The following is a 17,762-nucleotide window of genomic DNA, read 5'->3' as shown; positions in this document are numbered from 1 at the left end:
AATGAAAATGTATCCGCATCAGAATGTATTTGGACAATATTCGATCATCCGGATATGACAATGACCAGGAATTTCAGCATGTATTCAATCGGCAGAACGGTTCCGTGGCTGGTGCTGGGGATCGGGCTTTATGTCACTTTTGTATTGCAGGAAATCGAAAAAAATAATCTGCACCAGGTTTTGCGCAGCAATTTTGATTACCAGACCCGTGAAATTCTGAGTCGTATCGAATTGCGCATGTCAGCCTATGAACAGGTGTTGCGTGGTGTCAAAGCCCTCTTTATGGTCTTTGCCGGTGTCAAGAGGAATGAATTTCAACACTATGTGGCAACCCTGGAATTGGCCAATAAATATCCGGGTATTCAGGGCGTGGGATTTTCGTTGCTTGTTCCACCTTCCGAAAAAAGCCGGCACATTGAAGCCATAAGCAGGGAGGGGTTTCCCGATTATACCATTCGCCCGGAGGGGGAACGGGATCCATACACGGCCATTATCTACCTGGAACCCTTCACCAGCCGGAATTTGCGTGCCTTTGGATTTGACATGTACTCCGAAGCCGTGCGCCGCGCCGCCATGGAACGCTCCCGGGATTTCGACCAACCCGCCATCTCCGGCAAGGTCAAACTGGTACAGGAGGAAGGCAAGCAGGTCCAGGCAGGTTTTTTGTTGTATGTGCCGGTCTACCGGACCGGCCTTCCCCATGGAAACATCGCCGAGCGCCGGGCCAACATACAGGGCTGGGCCTACTCTCCCTTTCGCATGAATGACCTGATGTCGGGCATCCTGGGCCAACAGGTTGCCAATCTCGACCTGGAAATATTTGATGGAGATACGCTATCGATTGATTCATTGTTGTACGATGCGGATGACGTTCTGTCGCTCAATTCGATTCAAACAGTTTCGAAATTCCAGGAAGTAACCAAAATAATAATGACCGGTCATCCGTGGACCATCAAGGTGCGCTCCCTGCCTGCATTTGAAGCCCAGATGGAGATGAAACGGTCCTGGATGATCATCCAGGTTGGTGTCCTGGTCAGTATATTATCATCCCTGTTCATCTGGCTGCTCCTGAATGGTCGGGCAAGGGCGGTCGGCATTGCAGAACAAATGACCCATGATCTGCGTCGCAGTGAAGCCACGGTCCGGGCAATCCTCGACACGGCGGTCACTCCCATCATCACCATCCGTGCATCCGGAAAGATACAATCTTTCAATCCGTCCGCCGAAAAGCTGTTTGGTTATGCAAGCCGCGAGGTATTGGAACAAAACGTCAACATGCTGATGCCGGAGCCTTATCGTTCGGAGCATGACGGTTATTTGGCCCGCTATCTGCGGGAGGGTGAACCCCGAATCATCGGTAGAGGACGTGAGCTTGCAGGACGCAGAAAAGATGGATCGATCTTTCCCATGCACCTCTCTGTCGGGGAGGTAACCGTTACCGGCGAGTCCATGTTCGTCGGCATCGTCGTCGATATTTCGGAGCGCATATCCGCCGAAGCGGAGTTGCTGCGTCATCGCGATCATCTGGAAGAGCTGGTCTCCATTGCCACCGCCGAGGTCAAGGCCATTGTCCAGACTGCGGTCAATGGCATCATAACCATTGATGAAAGCGGCATCATCCATGTCTTCAACCCGTCAGCGGAAATGCTTTTTGGCTGGACCAGGGAAGAAATACTCGGAAAAAACGTCTCCCTGTTGATGCAGGAACCATTTTCTTCTCAACACAATGATTATATTCAAAGATTTTACAAAACAGGCGAGGCCAGGATTATCGGCTCGGGGCGTGAGATCACGGCCAAACGCAAGGACGGAAGCACCTTTCCCGCCCATCTGGCCGTGGGACATGCCCGCCTGTCGGCAACGAAACACTATTTTGTGGGTTTCGTTGCCGACATCACGCAACAAAAAAGAAACGAGGCTGACCTCAGACAGGCCAAGGAGGATGCCGAGGCTGGTGCCCGCGCCAAGGCGGCCTTCATGGCCAACATGAGCCATGAAATCCGTACCCCCATGAACGCCGTCATCGGCTTTGCCGAAGTGTTGCTTCAGGATGCCGGTCTTGCCCCGGCCAGTCGCCAACATGTCAAAACCATTCTCTCCTCTGCCAGGGCCTTGCTGGGCATCATCAACGATATTCTGGATATTTCCAAACTGGAAAGCGGAAAGTTCGTCCTGGAAACGGTTTGTTTCCATCTGCCCAACTTTATGACGGACACCCTGCGCACCGTGGAACATCGTGCAGCGGAAAAAAGCCTGAAAATTTCCATTGACCTTGATACCGCACTGCCCAACCGGCTCTTGGGTGATCCAACCCGCCTGCGCCAGGTGATGTTGAACCTGGTGGGCAATGCCATTAAATTTACCGAAAAGGGGCAGATATCGATCACCGTGCAAGCGGGAGAAAAACCGGACATGCTCCTCTTTGCCGTGCGGGATACCGGCATCGGCATGACGCCGGAACAGATGGCCAAGGTATTCGAACCTTTTTCCCAGGCGGATGCCAGTACGACCCGCCGTTTTGGTGGTACCGGCCTGGGCACGACCATTTCCAAACAAATCGTGGCCATGATGGGTGGAACAATCCGGGTGGAGAGTGAATTGGGCAAAGGGTCGGTTTTCCTTTTTACTGTCCATCTTCCACCCGCTTCCGGAGACGAGGAGTGCCTCTACGAAGAGAGTGATATCCTTGCAGAAGGGTATCTCTCCCCACGCCTGTTCCGGATTCTCTTGGCCGAGGATATCGAAGCCAATGCCACCTTGGCTCTGTTGCGCCTGCAAAAACAGGGTCATCATGTCACATGGGTCAAGAATGGCCTGGAGGCCGTTGCGGCGTATCGGGAACAATCCTGCGACCTGATCCTCATGGATGTCATGATGCCTGAACTGGATGGTTTGGAGGCAACCAGAAAAATTCGTGCCCTGGAAAAAGAGAGTGGCACGCATATACCCATTCTGGCACTCACCGCCAGTGTCATGCGCGAAGAGAATGAACAATGCCTGGCGGCGGGAATGGACGGCGTCGAGGCTAAGCCAATTGATTTCAATAGATTATTTTTGACCATGGAACAGACGGTTCCTGCCGGGGTCGGGCAGCCCGACACCACGCAACACACAAGCCATATCGTCCAGCCAAGGATTGATTTTTCCTCTCTGGCCGGGGTTGCCGATCATGAAAAAGCCCTCAAAAACTGGCAAGACTCAACCGCCTACGTCAAGGCACTGGCATCCTTTGCCCACGAACGCCTGCATGACGCTGACACCATGCGGCAGCTTATGACCAACCATCCCGACGATGGTGAACCGGCCCGCCGGATGGCTCATGCCCTGAAGGGGGTGGCGGGCAATCTGGCCCTTGACCGCATTGCCGGACTGGCCAAACAAGTGGATACCGACCTGAGAGAGGGTCGCAGACAGGCTGTTGCAGCCAGACTGGAGGATTTGCACCATGCCCTGACAGATGCTGCGGCAGCCATTGGCAGGTTGTCGTCCATGGCTGACGAGTCACCCCCGACAGGTCAACCCTTTGCTGCCGAAACAGTACAAAACCTGTTGGGTAAACTCGCTGTGGTTTTGGATGATCTCAATCCGGACAGTGTCGAGCCGGTTTTGTCCAGACTGGCAGAATATATTGCCAGGTCCGATCTCGCTCCCATTCAAAAAAGCGTGGATGCCTTCGATTTTGATGAAGCAAAACACCAGACAATCGTCCTGGCCGAAAAACTGGGCCTGCACCTGGAGTGATCGAACATGCTCAAAAAAATATTGCTCGTCGATGATGAACCAAATAATCTTCAGGTGTTGCGACAAATTCTGAAAGAATACTATCAATTGATTTTTGCGCCCAATGGCGAAAAAGCACTGGAAGCTGCCAACAGACATGTGCCCGACCTGATTCTGCTCGACATCATGATGCCCGGGATGAACGGCTACGAAACCTGTGAAAAACTCAGGGCTACGCCCGCCACGAAAAACATTCCGGTGATCTTTGTCACCGCCATGAGCGAAGTGGAAGACGAGGCACGTGGATTTGATGTCGGGGCGGTGGATTATATTCAAAAACCGATTTCGGGACCCATTGTTCTGCGCCGGGTACGGACCCACCTTTCCCTGGTACGGGCACAGGAGCTTGAGGACAGCCAGAAAGAGGCCATTTTCATGCTCGGTGAGGCCGGTCACTATAACGATACCGACACAGGTCTCCATATATGGCGCATGGCTGCCTATGCCAGGGCCCTGGCCAGGGCGGCCAAGTGGCCGGAATTCATGGCAGAACGGTTGGAATTGGCTGCTCCCATGCACGATACCGGCAAGATTGGTACCCCGGATGCCATCCTGAAGGCACCTCGTAAATTGACCCCGGAAGAGTGGCAAATCATGAAGCAACATGCGGAGATTGGTTATGGCATCCTGAGCAAGTGCGATACCCCCATTTTTGTCATGGCGGCTGAAATCGCCCGCTACCACCACGAAAAATGGGATGGCAGCGGTTACCCGGCAGGTCTTGTCGGTGAGGCCATTCCCGAATCTGCCCGCATCGTTGCCCTGGCGGATGTCTTTGACGCCTTGACCATGCGCCGTCCCTACAAGGAACCATGGAGCATTGACGCTTCCATGGCCGAAATCCGCAAAAATTCGGGAACCCATTTTGAGCCGCGCCTGGCGGATCTTTTTGAAAAAATTCTTCTGGAGATCGTGCAGATCAAGAATGAATGGGACGAAAAAGGTGCCTGACCTGCCACGCAGCACAATTCTTGTCGTTGATGATGAAAGGTTCAATCTTGACCTGTTGCGGGACATACTCAGCCCGACCTGCGACATCATGGTGGCCACGAGCGGCGAGCAGGCCATCCGCCGGGCGGCATCTTCTCCCCCTCCAGACCTGGTTCTTCTGGATATTCAAATGCCCGGCATGGATGGCTATCGGGTATTGGAATTGTTGAAGGCAGACAGGGCCACAGCGGATATTCCTGTCCTGTTTGTGACCAGCATGAGCGAGGCAAGCGACGAGACCAGGGGCCTGGCCCTGGGTGCCGTGGACTATATTACCAAACCATTGGTGCCATCGGTGGTTCTGGCCAGGATCCAGACCCAGCTCCGGTTGAGACAGAGCGTCGAACAGGAACGAATCCTCAACCAGAAACTGGCAGGATTGAATGAGGAGTTGTCCGCCAGCAATCAGCAATTGCTTGAATTGAATCGGGGCATGAAAGGTTTTCTGGGCATGGCCGCCCATGACCTTTGCAATCCCCTGACCTCCATTCATGGCATGAGCGAACTTCTTCTCTCTGCCAATCTGAAACAGGAGACCCGGCAGGAGTTTTTGACCAGCATCAAGCGGGTCAGCGAGCATGGCCAATCTTTGGTATGGACTTGGTTGTTGCTGGAAAAATGCATCCACATCTTTTCCGCCGGTGGTTTTGGCCATTTCTGGTCGGATGGATCCCCCCTGACCCTTCTGATTGACTCGTCAAGCCTGTCAGGGCAATCGCACTTGAAAATCAGCATGTTTAATTTTAGATGGTTACAATACACACAATCAGTGGTGTTGATTTACAACAGGTTGATTTTGAGTGCATGCCAGTTTCAAGTGCAATTGCCCTGTCGAGCCTGTCCCTTGCGATTGACTTGTTCAGCCCGATTTCAGGCATAATGTTGGGGCCTTGTTGCGGATTTTGGTGGACTGGAGGGGTAAAATCCTGGACAATCCTGGCAGGGGGAAACTGTTTCTGGATGGTTCAGTATCGCAACCTCGAATTTTGGGCGCGGGTCTTTGGAACCAATTTTTTCCATGGCTCTTTGAAAATTGAAAAGTTGACAAGGATTTGGGCTGTTTTTCGCAGGTACTGGTGGTGCAGACCGATCATGTGTGGGATGGCGACTATGGGATTTTGCCAAGGCGAATCTGGAAGGGAGTCGGAAAATTTCTGCCTTGTAAAGATTTCGTGACAATTTTTCTCGGAGAATTTTTTTTTGGGTACCTGTGCCAAAAGAGGTTGCTTATTGCGGGTTGGTAACGGTTCAGCCCTCCACATTAAAAAACGTTTGAAAAACTGGGATGGATGTCAAAAGAAAGGGCCGTACCCTTCTTCCGGGCGAGGTTTTGGGCGGATTTTCAACAAAGTTTTTCATAATCAAATCCTTTTTTTGCAGGGATTCTCAATAGATTCCGGGCTGTTTATTGGACATGTTCTTTGGGGAAGGTCCAACCTGGAATAAATTTTCGGTCATTTTTGGAGACTTTTTTCGGACCTGACAATCTTTTTATGGCAAAACGGCTTCATGACATGAGAAGCAGCACAGGATATCAACGGGGTACACGAACCGGTTTCACGACCGGAGCCTGTGCGGCGGCGGCGGCTCGGGCTGCCGTGACGGGTTTGCGCCAGGGTGTTGTTCCGGAACGGGTGGCTGTGGTGCTGCCGAATGGTCAGACGGTCACTTTTTCGGTAAGCGAGGGGTTTTGTGGTCCGACATTGGCCGAGTGTGTGGTCATCAAGGATGCCGGGGATGATCCTGATTGCACACATGGGGCACGTTTGACCGCCCGGGTTCAACTTGTGCCAGACCAGGCCCGGGTCATTCATCTGCGTGGTGGGGAAGGGGTGGGTATCGTGACCCGCCCCGGATTGGGTACTCCGGTGGGCGAAGCGGCCATCAACCCGACTCCACGTACCAACATTATTCAGAATGTCCGGGAAGCTGCGGGCCATCTTCTGGAAACCTCCGGGTTGGAAGTGGTCATTGCCATTCCCGGGGGAGAACAACTGGCGCGCCGTACCCTCAATGGCCGGCTGGGAATCGAGGGGGGACTCTCCATATTGGGAACCTCCGGCATTGTCTATCCCTATTCCACAGCCGCCTACAAGGAGTCTGTCCGACAATCCGTCCGGGCGGCGGCGGCCATGGGTCTGACCACAGTGGTCCTGACTACGGGCCGGCGCACAGAACGTTTTGCCCGTGGTATCCTGACCGATTTGTCGGAAAGCGCCTTTATCCAAATGGGAGATTTTGTTGGTGCCGCCCTGGAAAGTGTTGCTGCCGTGGGTATGCCCCGGGTGGTGGTGGCTGCCATGGCCGGCAAGTTGGCCAAGATGGGTCAGGGAGTTGACAATACGCATGCCCACAAGGTTTCCCTCGATATGGCGCGGGTGGCAACATTGGCAGCCGCCGCCGGGGCAGGACCGGATGAACTGGCGCAGATTCGTACCGGCATCACGGTCCGGCATGCCGCCGATGTGTTGACTGGACGTGGTTTGGCTGCCCCGTTTTATCAACAACTGGTCGCTGGTGTGGCCACTGTCATGCGCCAGCGTCTCACGGCTTCCATCCGGGTGGAGGTGTTGGCCTTCGATGCCGAAGGGGCGCTTCTGGCACAGTGGCCCGTTCCCGCTTCCTGACTGGATTTTAAATAAACTTATAAATCATGGTTTTGTAAATCAGGCGCACATCCTCTTGAATCCCGGGTGGTCATGCGCTATATTCCACCGGATTTCCTGGTAGAATTCCGGATTGTCCTCGTGTACGTGTTCTTCGATGTCATCCTGAACAAAAATTCGGTTGTTTCTCAGTCAAATAGGATACAGACGCCATGCGGGTCAGATATGGACATCTCACCATTTGCAAAGAGTGCGGTGGAACGGGTTTTGTTGCCCCGCCCACGGGAGTCAGGGCATCCTGGTTTCCTTGTGAAAAATGCATGGGTACGGGTACCTTGACGGGGTTTGATCTGAGCGGACGGATTTCCCTGGCTCTCCGTGAGTTGGCTCTGCAAAGATGTACCTGTGCCTCTGTCAGAAATTCACCTGGTTCGCTGGGTCAGGAGTGTGCCGTTCACGCACTCGATTTTGATGCCATGGCCAATTCAGTGCTTGAAATTGTTGAAAAATATCAATAGAGTCTAACAGAAAGCCCCCGCGAATCGTGGAACGGCTTGCCCCGTTGCCGGTATCCATCGTGTCCACGCTTTTTTTCAGGCCACGTGTGGCGTTTCGCTGGTCGGGAAGAACAATTGCCCGATGGGACTTTCGAGTGTGGTGACAGTTTTATCAATCAGCCGGATTTGCACGGAGCGGTGGGGTATTGATCCATGCAGGTTGTCATTTTATGTGGTGGTTATGGAACCCGGCTGCGTCAGGAAACCGAATTCCGTCCCAAGCCCATGATCGAAATCGGCAACAAACCGATCATCTGGCACATCATGAAACTCTTTGCCCATTATGGCATGAAAAATTTTATTCTTTGTCTGGGATACAAGGGCTTTCTGATCAAGGAATATTTTCTCAACTATGAAGCCATGAATCGGGATTTTACCATCACTCTGGGCGACCAGCACCACATTTCATTCCACCGCAGCCACACCGAGGATGACTACCAGGTCACTCTGGCCGATACCGGACTGGAAACCATGACCGGTGGCCGCATCAAGGCGATTGAAGGTTATCTCCAGGGGGATACCTTCATGGTCACTTATGGAGATGGTTTGAGTGACGTGAATCTTGATCATCTTCTGGCATTTCATCATGGTCATGGCCGGCTGGCCACGGTCACGGCGGTTCACCCTCTTTCCCGTTTTGGGGTTCTCAATATTGAAAAAAATGGTGCCGTGACCAGTTTTCGGGAAAAACCGCGTGTCGATGGCCTGGTCAGTACCGGCTATTTTGTCTTCAACCGGGCCGTATTGGCGTATCTGGACAAGGGACCGGCAACCATATTGGAGGAGGCCCCGCTGGCCCGTTTGGCCGAGGAAGGTGAGCTGATGGCCTACAAACATGACGGGTTCTTTTTTGCGATGGATACCTACCGGGAATATCAGCAGTTGCAGAATATGTGGGATTCGGGTTCTCCCCCCTGGAAAATCTGGTAATATATATATTACAACTTATATTTAAAAGCAACCAAACTGCTTGGGAGAAAAAAATTGGGAAAATTTTTCATGCGTTTTTTTTTTTTGAAAATACACATTCCAAGGTGAGTATCGAATGAGCGTGGTTTAAAAAGATGAAAATGCTCCCAACAGCCTCCTGGTATCGGGGTCGCCGGGTGTTGGTAACCGGTCATACCGGCTTCAAAGGTGGCTGGTTGACCCTTTGGTTGCATCACTGGGGTGCCCGGATTCATGGTCTGGCCCTGCCCCCGGCGACGCAACCCAATTTGTTTGAAGTTTTGCAGATTCATTCCCTGTTGGAGCAGCATCGGGAGGGTGATGTCGGCGATGCCGAGACGGTCCGGCAGGCTGTACTGCAATCGGATGCGGAGATTGTTTTTCACCTGGCGGCCCAGGCCCTCGTGCGCCCCGGTTACCAGGATCCCGTGGGCACCTTCAAAAGCAATGTCATGGGGGTCGTCCATCTGTTGGAGGCGGTCCGCCAGCGGCAACGACCCTGTGTGGTCGTGATCGTGACCAGTGACAAATGTTACCTGAATCAGGAGCAGATCTGGGGTTATCGGGAGTGCGACCCCATGGGCGGGGAAGATCCCTACAGCGCCAGCAAGGGAGCCGCCGAACTGGTCGTGGCTGCGTTTCGTCGGGCTTATTTTCCTCCGGAAAAACTGGCCGAACATGGTGTGGCCCTGGCCTCGGTGCGGGCAGGCAATGTGCTGGGGGGGGGAGATTGGGCCAGGGATCGCCTGGTCCCGGATATCGTGCGGGCCGTCACCTCTGGTACACCGGTGTTATTGCGCAACCCGGGTGCCGTGCGGCCCTGGCAACATGTCCTGGATCCCCTGCACGGTTATCTGATGCTGGGTGAACGCCTGGCCAATGCCCCGGAACAGGCTGCCCTCTTTTGTTCGGGATGGAATTTTGCCCCTTTTCCCCAGGATACCGGGATGACGGTGGGGGAAATCACCCAACGTTTTACCAAGTGTTTCGAGGCTCCGGCCTGGCAGGCCGATGCCGGGAATCATCCCCATGAGGCCCATGTGTTGCGTCTGTCCATCGACAAGGCACTTCAGCATCTTGCCTGGCGTCCGGTTTGGGACATGCCAACCACCATCGACCACACGGCCCGCTGGTATCGGCGGTTCAGGGATGAACCGGAAATGATGCTGAATTGGAGTGTGCAGGATATCGAGGCGTTCCTGCATGCTGCTGCAAACATTTCCAATAAAGAAAACAAATGAAAAACTGGGATGGAGGTCCAGGAGGAAGCGGCTCTGCCCTTCCTCCTGGTGTGGTTTGGGGCGAGAGCCACCCAATAAAATCTTTCTTCTTGATTTGTTTTATCCAATAGTTTATTTTATCCGAAAGTTTATGGGCGGCTTCGCAGCTACAAACTTAAAGGAATTTAATGTGGCGTTTCGCTCACCCTGGGGAAAAAAATCTGGACCAGTGAGCCATCATCTGGCCCATCATTGTGCGGATGTGGCGGTGTGCTTCGAGGGGCTTGTCACGCAACCGGTTGTGCGGAACCGGTTGGAGCAGGTAGCGGGGAGGGCGCTCACTGCGCTGGATATCAAGCGTCTGGCCATGCTTGCCTTTCTGCACGATGTGGGCAAGTTGCATCCGGGTTTTCAGGCCAAAGGGTGGCCAGATGGCACCTGGCGGTCCGCGAAGACGGGACATGTCGCTGCCGGCGCGGCGATTTTTCTCTCCGGCGCAGCGGAGTGGACCATCGCCTATAATCTGCATATGAAAGCCCTGGAGCTTTGGGGCGTGAATGAACATCTGCTTTGCGCTGTCTTGGCCCATCATGGTCGTCCGTTCCAGCCAAATGGCGTCCAAAATTGGCAACCTGTAGCGGGATATGATCCGGTCGTTGCGGCACGGGAGATGGGGGAGGTCCTGTTGTGCTGGTTTGCCCCCGCCTTCGCCGTGGGCGGTGCGTCGTTGCCGACAAATCCTGATTTTCAGCATTTGCTGTGCGGTCTGGTCACCCTGGCCGACTGGCTGGGCTCGATGCAGGCGATCTTTGACTATCAGCCCGAACTCGACCTGCACTACATGGAACAGGCCAGAACCAAGGCGCGCCGGGCGCTGGTGGAAACTGGTCTGGAGGTTGGAGCGTTGCAGAGGATCGGTACGGCACGAACCGATTTCGCCACCCTCAGTGGCAGGATGGATCCTCCCCGTCCGGCGCAACGACTCGTCGGTGCATGGTCGCTTGACGATAAGCTGCTGATCCTCGAAGCCGAAACGGGATCGGGCAAGACAGAGGCCGCACTGTGGCGCTTCGCCCAACTTTTTGTGGCGGGCAGGGTGGAGAGCCTCTATTTTGCCCTGCCGACGCGGGCGGCAGCCAGACAGATTCATGGCCGCGTGCAGCAGGCGATGCGGCGTCTGTTCGGCGAGCAGGCACCTGAAGTGGTACTTGCCGTGCCGGGCTACCTTCTGGCGGGGGAGGTTGCAGGCCGGGCACTTGCCGGCTGGGAGGTGCGCTGGGACGATGACGACGGCAGAGACGAACGACAGCATTTGGCCCGCTGGGCTGCGGAAAGTACCAAGCGTTATCTCGCGGCCACCGTGGCCGTCGGCACGGTAGATCAGGTCATGCTGGCGGGACTTCAGGTCAAACATGCCCATCTGCGCGGGGCGGCGCTCTCCCGATCACTGCTGGTGGTCGATGAGGTCCATGCCTCCGACTCCTACATGAACACGGTACAGACCCACCTGCTCAAGATGCATGTCGGGCGTGGTGGCCATGCCATGCTGATGTCAGCGACCCTGGGTTCCGTGGCACGTACCAGGTGGCTGACCCAGCGAAGACAGGCACCCGTACCTGCATTTCAGGAGGCGATTGCTGCACCATATCCGGCGGTCTGGGGGCTGGGTCGGTCGGAACCCCTGGGCGTGGAGCCGACAGGACGGGAAAAAAGGGTCATCATGACGCTGGCCTCCTCCTGGGAGGCTCGGGAGGCGGCGCGTCGCGCCATGGCTGCGGCACAGACGGGTGCCCGGGTGTTGGTCATCCGCAATACAGTCAAGGCGGCTGTGGGGAGTTTTCGTGCGGTCAGGGACGCAGGCGGGGAGTCCCTGCTGTGGCAGGTGGCTGGCGGGGCGGCTCTGCACCACAGCCGGTTTGCCGGCGAGGATCGTGCGCTTCTCGACCGGTCGCTGGAAAAAACGCTTGCGCCGCATGGCGTGCGCATGTCGGGGGGTGTCATCGTTATCGGGACGCAGACACTGGAACAAAGCCTGGACATCGACGCCGATCTGCTGATCACGGATCTGTGTCCCGTCGATGTGCTGTTGCAGCGCATCGGGAGATTGCACCGGCATGATCTGCCCCGGCCGGCGGGATTCGAGACGCCGGCCTGCATGGTACTTGCGCCGCAGGAGGGTCTCGACCGGTTGGCCACGCCAGCCTTCGACAACGGGTTGGGTTGCATGCGGGACGGCGGTGGCGTCTATCGCAATCTGCATGCCTGCGAGTTGACGCGACGGCTCGTTCTTGACCATCCGGAGTGGGTGATTCCCGCCATGAACCGGTTTCTGGTCGAAAGCGCGACGCATCCACACAAAATCGAGGCTCTCAATGTGGAAAAGGGGGCAGTCTGGAAGAACTATTGGGACGATGTTGTCGGACGGGAGATGAACGAGGCGGGTGCGGCGGACCGCGTGCGCCTGGCAACGGATCGAGAGTTTGCCGATGTGCGTGTGAGGTTTCCTGACAATGAGGAGAAGATTCGCACCCGGCTTGGCGCGGAAGGGGCGCGGATAATTTTCCAGGAACCTGTGGTGGGACCATTCGGGCAGATTATCAATGGTGTGACGTTGCCGGCTCACTGGTCGCGAGGAGTGGTTCCGGAAGAGAAGGTGGCGGCGCGTGTCGAGAATGGCCTGGTGTTTTTTCACGTGGGTAACGATTCGTTCTGCTACGGCAGGGAAGGGTTGGCAAAGGTGGGCAGATGACGGCTCCGCGCTACAATCTCCTTGATGAACCCCACATTCGGGTCCTGCCCCTGGGGCTGCTGACTCTGCCCGGCCTGTTGGCCGCCCTGGCGCGGGATGAGGTGGAAGGGTTTCCGGCCCTGAGGCCGCATCAGGTTCCGCTCTGGCATATGTTTCTGGTGCAATTGGCGGCACTGGCGCTGCATGGCGCGGGTGAGACGGCAATTCCTGCGGACGAACACGACTGGAAACGCCTGTTGCGTGGCCTGACGACCCGAAACTTTCCCGATGACGAACCCTGGTGCCTGTTGGTCAATGATTGGACGAAACCCGCCTTCATGCAGCCGCCGGTGCCGCCTGGGGTCGATCTGGAGAAAACCATTCAATCGCCTGACGCGCTCGACCTGCTGATCACATCGAAAAATCACGATCTCAAGCAGGCTGTCGCCCGTGATGGCACGGTGGAGGATTGGGTTTTTGCGCTCATGACACAGCAGACTGGCGGAACCTACGACGTACAGAATGCCCATACCATCAGAACAGGCAATATATATGCTCCGCGTGTCTGCATGGGGTTGGCACCCATGTTTCCAAATCGACCCATGAATCAATTTCCTCGACCTGGCGCATGGTTTCATCGAGATGTGCAGACTTTGTTGAAATACAGGAGCAGTCTTGATGAGATGCCATTGGATTACCAAAAAAAAGGAGAAGTTGGTTTGACATGGATCGAACAATGGCAGAATGGAGAATCTCTGCAAACGAGCAATCTGGATATATGGTTTATTGAGGCATGTCGCAGGATCCGTATTACGTCCGATGAACGCTCCATTTATGCCAGAAAAAAACCGGAAAGAACCCCGCGAGTAGTCGGTCCATGCGTTGAGAAGACAAACGACTCTCATGCCAAAAAGAAATCAAACAAAAACGAACGAGTCGTGAGGATAAAAGACCCATGGACGCCGGAACACAAAACTGACAATAAGGTTTTTACTCTTACAGAAAAAGGATTTAGTTATAAGGATTTGGTTAAAATACTTTTTGGAGAGAATGATAGCCAGAATTGGACTCTTCCAATCTTGCTCGAACCAAGTAAAGACGATCTTAACAATTACGATAATCTTTTTATTGTTGCGTATGGTCTTGCCGGAAAAAGAGACAAGGCTGGAACACTTGGTTTTCATTCTCGTATTTTACCGCTTTCTGGCAAGGTTTCCCGCGCACTCGGTCCCAAGCGTGCCGAACTGCATCAACTGGCTCAGAATCAAATGAAAGCCATCGCAGAATTCAACGTGGCGCTACGTGAGGCACTGATATCCGCTGCGGAAAAGGGCAGCAAAAGCAATAAGGACAAAGATCACGAGGAAGAGGGCAACGAGGACGAAGGCAACAAGGACAAAGGCAGAAAAGGTAAAGGCACCAGGATCAAAAAGAAACTTGACATTTATACACTTACGGCCTGCGGCCATCTTGACCGTTACGCCGATTCCATATTTTTTGAGCGGCTATGGGTGCGGTTCGAGGCGCAGGAGCTGGGAGCGAAGGCGTTGCACACCGAAGAGGAAGAGTTCACACGCCTGCTCTGGGATCGCACGCAGAAGATTTTTGCCGAGGCTCTGCCCGCCATGCCTTGCACCGGCCTGTTCCGCCACCGGGCCGAGGCGCGGGCGCGTCAGAAGCTCAAGGCGGCGATTCGCAAGAAGTACCCCGATCTTTTTACGCCCGCAACCACACCGGACACGGATCAGGAGAATGCCGACGATGCCTCCAGATAACAATGCTATTGACCTGGGAGATGCCGTCTCCAAAACCTCGGCCTTTCTGCTGCGGCTTGACCCCGGACCCCTGGCCCGTTTGCGGCGCATGGACGCGCATGGTCCCGGCGAGAGTGATTTTTGGCAATTGGCCGGGAGGTGCGGATTCCTGACCGCGATCCAGGGGGGGGATGAATGGCTGCGGTTGGTCAAGATCATGGCACTTTTGGTGCCGAAAGGCGATCCGGCGAACAGGGGCAGGCTGCACCAGAGTACACGCGCCTTCGGGGCGGTGTTGTGTGACGGCGGACAGCCCGGCTGGCCTGGAGAGAGACCCTTTCTCTCGGAAAACCGTCTGGCGCGGTTTCTCTCTCTGCCCACGGCTAAACGTGGCGCGGCGCTCGAAGGCATGGTGCGCATGCTGGCCGCCAGTCGCGCTCCGGATTTGGGCGTCAACTGTCTCGATATCGCCTATCTGTTGTTTTCGAACAAAGTGCAACATACCCGCAAATTGGCCAGCACCTATTATGACCGTCTCGACTCTAAAAGCCAATCCGAGCAAAAGGAAAGCGCCGCATGACCGCTCCCAGATTCTTGCAGATTCACACGCTACATTCCTACACCGCCGCACTCTTGAACCGCGACGACAGCGGCCTGGCCAAGCGGCTGACTTATGGTGATACGCAGCGCACGCGCATCTCCTCGCAATGCCTGAAGCGTCACTGGCGTATGGCCGATTCGGATCCCCACGCCCTCCAAAAGCTGACGGGTTATGTGGACTCCTTCCGCTCCCGCGAACTGGTGACGGAAAAGGTGATCGCGCCGCTCAGTGGGCGTTATCCGGAGGATGTGGTGAAGGCGCTGGATCTGGCATTCCAAAAGCTGGTTTATGGTAAAAAGGGCAACACCAAGAAGAGTCGGCAGACTCTGTTGCTGGGCCAGCCTGAGTTGGCTTGGCTGGCTACGCAAGCCGAAAAGATCGCTGCCGCATCATCGGGTGCCAAGGAGGTGGAAAAGGCTGTAGCCGAATGGGCGAAGGACAAAAACTTCAAGGCCATGAGCGAGAATGCGGCCATGCCGGGAGGTTTGATCGCCGCACTTTTCGGTCGCATGGTTACCTCCGATCCGGCGGCCAACATCGAGGCGCCGGTGCATGTCGCGCATGCTTTCACGGTTCACGCTGCGGAAGCCGAAGGGGATTATTTCACCGCTGTCGATGATCTCAAGCGGGACGAGAATGACGGCGGTGCCGATACGATCCAGGAAACCGAACTCACCTGCGGTCTTTACTATGGCTATGTGGTGATCGATCTGCCCGGCCTCATCGGCAATTGCGGCGGGGATCAGGAGTTGGCCGCCGGAGTTATTCACAATCTTGTCTACCTGATCGCAGAAGTCTCTCCCGGTGCCAAACTTGGCTCGACTGCACCCTATGGCCGTGCCGAGTTGATGCTGCTCGAAGCGGGCGACCGGCAGCCACGTTCGCTGGCCACCGCCTACCGTCGGGCCATCTCACACGATTTGGAACAGGCGGTTGCGCAACTCGATCACCAGCTCGCCCTTTATGACGCTACCTATGCCACGGGCGAGGTGCGTCGTTATCTTTCCACGGTGACGATGCCCATGAAAAGTTCCGACTCAAGCACTCTGGAAAGGCTTTCACTCAAAGATCTGGCCGCATGGGCTGCCAGTCAGGTCCGGGTTGCCACCGATGCCTGATCACCGCTGGCTCATTCTGACGCTGGAAGCCCCGCTGGTTGCCTTCGGCGGGGTGACCATCGACCAAATGGGCGTCACCCGCGATTTTCCCGCAGCCTCCATGCTGACCGGTCTGCTCGCCAACGCGCTGGGTTATGCCCGTACCGACTGGCAACAACACCAGCATCTCCAGGATCGACTGCTCTTCGCGGCTCGTTGGGAGCGGGAGAATTCGTCGGGCCTGCTGACGGACACCCAGAATGTCAGGTTGGAGAAAAACGACAAATGCTGGACGACATGGGGTGAACCCGAAGGTCGAACCGGAGACAGCTACGGGGGTCCGCATCGTCGCTTTCGGAAATACCACATGGATGCACACGTAACGGTTGTCCTGCGTCTCGAACCGGACTCTTGTGTTCCCGATCACGATACGCTCACGGCCTGCATTGACCGTCCGGCCCGGCCCTTGTTCATTGGACGCAAGCCCTGCCTGCCCAGTGGCCCATTGCGTCGGCATGAGTCAGTCCTTGCATCCAGCGCTTACGCGGCCCTGCGACAGATACCCGGACAGGGACGGTTGCGTGCCCTCTGGCCCCTGGGAGAGGGGCCGGAGGCGGGAGAAAATGTTCAATGTCACCTCGATCTGCCGGATATCCGCAACTGGCGCACCGGCCTGCATGGCGGCACCCGTCGGGTCGTCGAAGGGTTCGTGCATCCGGAGCAGGGCCTATGAGTACACTCTCCATGATCAGTCTGCCGCTGGATCTGCGTGCCTTGCGTCGTTGGTCTGCCGGTCGGAATCTCGCCATCGACGAAGGGTGCGCACTGCATCACCTGCTGAGCGAAACGTTCGGCAAGGGCATTTTGCAACCTTTCCGCCTGATGGTGACGCGGGAGGCGCGGGTCGGCACGCTGTACGCCTACACTGCTCAGAACCAGACAGCCCTGCGGGAAACGGCACGTGAGACCGCCTGTCCAGAGGCCCTGGTGGTCTGCGATCCGGCACGGATGGCGGTCAAGGCCATGCCGGATGCGTGGCGCACGGGGCGACGACTGGCTTTCGATATTCGCGTGCGTCCCGTGCGACGCCTGCGGCAGCCAGTGGGGGATTTCAAGCGCAAGGGGGCGGAAGTGGATGCGTTTCTTGTCGAAACGCTACGTCGGTTTCCCGACGGCTTGCCGGAGGAGGCCGGGGTCGGTCTCCAGCGTGATCAGGTCTATGCGCAATGGTTCGCCGAACGCCTCGGCGAGGCGGCGCATCCGGAAATCATCCGCATGACGCGCTTTGAGCGCAGCCGTGTCTTGCGGCATGGCTCGGTACTCGCGGAAGGACCGGATGTTGCGTTGCAGGGCGAACTGACGGTTACCGATGGCGAAAAATTCGCCGAAAAACTCGCCAAAGGGGTCGGTCGGCATACCGCCTATGGCTATGGCATGCTGCTGCTGCGTCCGGCGCAGAGGAGAGCGTGATGCCAAGAGCG

Annotated in this window: 13 protein-coding genes; all 13 read left to right on the top strand. The window is 55.8% G+C overall.

Annotated features, from left to right (window positions below; genetic code table 11):
* The first annotated feature begins 78 nt into the window (after positions 1–78).
* The 13 genes from HQL65_03200 to HQL65_03140 all read left to right on the top strand — a co-directional run bounded on the left by HQL65_03200 (position 79) and on the right by HQL65_03140 (position 17,751).
* The gene (locus tag HQL65_03200; protein MBF0135220.1) at positions 79–3,741 is read left to right on the top strand and encodes a CHASE domain-containing protein; all 3,663 of its coding nucleotides are present in this window, start codon (positions 79–81) and stop codon (positions 3,739–3,741) included.
* A 6-nt stretch (positions 3,742–3,747) separates the two neighbouring features.
* On the top strand, positions 3,748–4,731 hold the full coding sequence (locus HQL65_03195) for a response regulator (protein MBF0135219.1): 984 nt from the start codon (positions 3,748–3,750) through the stop codon (positions 4,729–4,731).
* Positions 4,706–5,650, top strand: a complete 945-nt coding sequence (locus tag HQL65_03190; GenBank protein MBF0135218.1) for a hybrid sensor histidine kinase/response regulator — start codon at positions 4,706–4,708, stop codon at positions 5,648–5,650. The genes HQL65_03195 and HQL65_03190 overlap by 26 nt, the downstream gene beginning before the upstream one ends.
* 634 nt (positions 5,651–6,284) lie before the next feature.
* Positions 6,285–7,397, top strand: a complete 1,113-nt coding sequence (locus HQL65_03185) for a cobalt-precorrin-5B (C(1))-methyltransferase (protein ID MBF0135217.1) — start codon at positions 6,285–6,287, stop codon at positions 7,395–7,397.
* 299 nt (positions 7,398–7,696) lie between these two features.
* Positions 7,697–7,894 (top strand): hypothetical protein, encoded by a 198-nt coding sequence (locus HQL65_03180; protein ID MBF0135216.1) that lies wholly within the window; start codon positions 7,697–7,699, stop codon positions 7,892–7,894.
* A gap of 192 nt (positions 7,895–8,086) precedes the next feature.
* A complete protein-coding gene (rfbF, locus tag HQL65_03175; GenBank protein ID MBF0135215.1) occupies positions 8,087–8,863 on the top strand; it encodes a glucose-1-phosphate cytidylyltransferase in 777 nt (258 codons plus the stop codon).
* A 134-nt stretch (positions 8,864–8,997) separates the two neighbouring features.
* Entirely contained in the window at positions 8,998–10,122 is a 1,125-nt protein-coding gene (gene rfbG / locus HQL65_03170; GenBank protein MBF0135214.1) for a CDP-glucose 4,6-dehydratase, read from the top strand.
* A 130-nt stretch (positions 10,123–10,252) separates the two neighbouring features.
* A complete protein-coding gene (gene cas3 / locus HQL65_03165) occupies positions 10,253–12,850 on the top strand; it encodes a CRISPR-associated helicase Cas3' (protein ID MBF0135213.1) in 2,598 nt (865 codons plus the stop codon).
* On the top strand, positions 12,847–14,604 hold the full coding sequence (locus tag HQL65_03160) for a CRISPR-associated protein Cse1 (GenBank protein ID MBF0135212.1): 1,758 nt from the start codon (positions 12,847–12,849) through the stop codon (positions 14,602–14,604). Before cas3 ends, HQL65_03160 begins: the two co-directional genes overlap by 4 nt.
* On the top strand, positions 14,591–15,163 hold the full coding sequence (locus HQL65_03155; protein ID MBF0135211.1) for a hypothetical protein: 573 nt from the start codon (positions 14,591–14,593) through the stop codon (positions 15,161–15,163). The genes HQL65_03160 and HQL65_03155 overlap by 14 nt, the downstream gene beginning before the upstream one ends.
* Positions 15,160–16,302, top strand: a complete 1,143-nt coding sequence (cas7e, locus tag HQL65_03150; GenBank protein ID MBF0135210.1) for a type I-E CRISPR-associated protein Cas7/Cse4/CasC — start codon at positions 15,160–15,162, stop codon at positions 16,300–16,302. Before HQL65_03155 ends, cas7e begins: the two co-directional genes overlap by 4 nt.
* Positions 16,295–17,014 carry a type I-E CRISPR-associated protein Cas5/CasD gene (gene cas5e / locus HQL65_03145; GenBank protein ID MBF0135209.1) on the top strand — a complete coding sequence of 240 codons (720 nt, stop codon included), beginning with the start codon at positions 16,295–16,297 and terminating at the stop codon, positions 17,012–17,014. Before cas7e ends, cas5e begins: the two co-directional genes overlap by 8 nt.
* Entirely contained in the window at positions 17,011–17,751 is a 741-nt protein-coding gene (locus HQL65_03140) for a type I-E CRISPR-associated protein Cas6/Cse3/CasE (GenBank protein ID MBF0135208.1), read from the top strand. The genes cas5e and HQL65_03140 overlap by 4 nt, the downstream gene beginning before the upstream one ends.
* The last annotated feature ends 11 nt before the right edge of the window (positions 17,752–17,762 follow it).

It is taken from the genome of Magnetococcales bacterium, assembly GCA_015228935.1.
Taxonomy (GTDB): domain Bacteria; phylum Pseudomonadota; class Magnetococcia; order Magnetococcales; family DC0425bin3; genus HA3dbin3.
Note: the sequence above shows the minus strand (reverse complement) of the source record. Positions and strands in the feature narration are given on the sequence as shown.

What these genes read in the sequence shown, in the direction of transcription:
- HQL65_03200 (MBF0135220.1), top strand. Translation starts at nt 79, where the DNA reads ATGTATTCAATCGGCAGAACGGTTCCGTGGCTGGTGCTGGGGATCGGG.
- HQL65_03195 (MBF0135219.1), top strand. Translation starts at nt 3,748, where the DNA reads ATGCTCAAAAAAATATTGCTCGTCGATGATGAACCAAATAATCTTCAG.
- HQL65_03190 (MBF0135218.1), top strand. Translation starts at nt 4,706, where the DNA reads ATGAATGGGACGAAAAAGGTGCCTGACCTGCCACGCAGCACAATTCTT.
- HQL65_03185 (MBF0135217.1), top strand. Translation starts at nt 6,285, where the DNA reads ATGAGAAGCAGCACAGGATATCAACGGGGTACACGAACCGGTTTCACG.
- HQL65_03180 (MBF0135216.1), top strand. Translation starts at nt 7,697, where the DNA reads ATGGGTACGGGTACCTTGACGGGGTTTGATCTGAGCGGACGGATTTCC.
- rfbF (MBF0135215.1), top strand. Translation starts at nt 8,087, where the DNA reads ATGCAGGTTGTCATTTTATGTGGTGGTTATGGAACCCGGCTGCGTCAG.
- rfbG (MBF0135214.1), top strand. Translation starts at nt 8,998, where the DNA reads ATGAAAATGCTCCCAACAGCCTCCTGGTATCGGGGTCGCCGGGTGTTG.
- cas3 (MBF0135213.1), top strand. Translation starts at nt 10,253, where the DNA reads ATGGGCGGCTTCGCAGCTACAAACTTAAAGGAATTTAATGTGGCGTTT.
- HQL65_03160 (MBF0135212.1), top strand. Translation starts at nt 12,847, where the DNA reads ATGACGGCTCCGCGCTACAATCTCCTTGATGAACCCCACATTCGGGTC.
- HQL65_03155 (MBF0135211.1), top strand. Translation starts at nt 14,591, where the DNA reads ATGCCTCCAGATAACAATGCTATTGACCTGGGAGATGCCGTCTCCAAA.
- cas7e (MBF0135210.1), top strand. Translation starts at nt 15,160, where the DNA reads ATGACCGCTCCCAGATTCTTGCAGATTCACACGCTACATTCCTACACC.
- cas5e (MBF0135209.1), top strand. Translation starts at nt 16,295, where the DNA reads ATGCCTGATCACCGCTGGCTCATTCTGACGCTGGAAGCCCCGCTGGTT.
- HQL65_03140 (MBF0135208.1), top strand. Translation starts at nt 17,011, where the DNA reads ATGAGTACACTCTCCATGATCAGTCTGCCGCTGGATCTGCGTGCCTTG.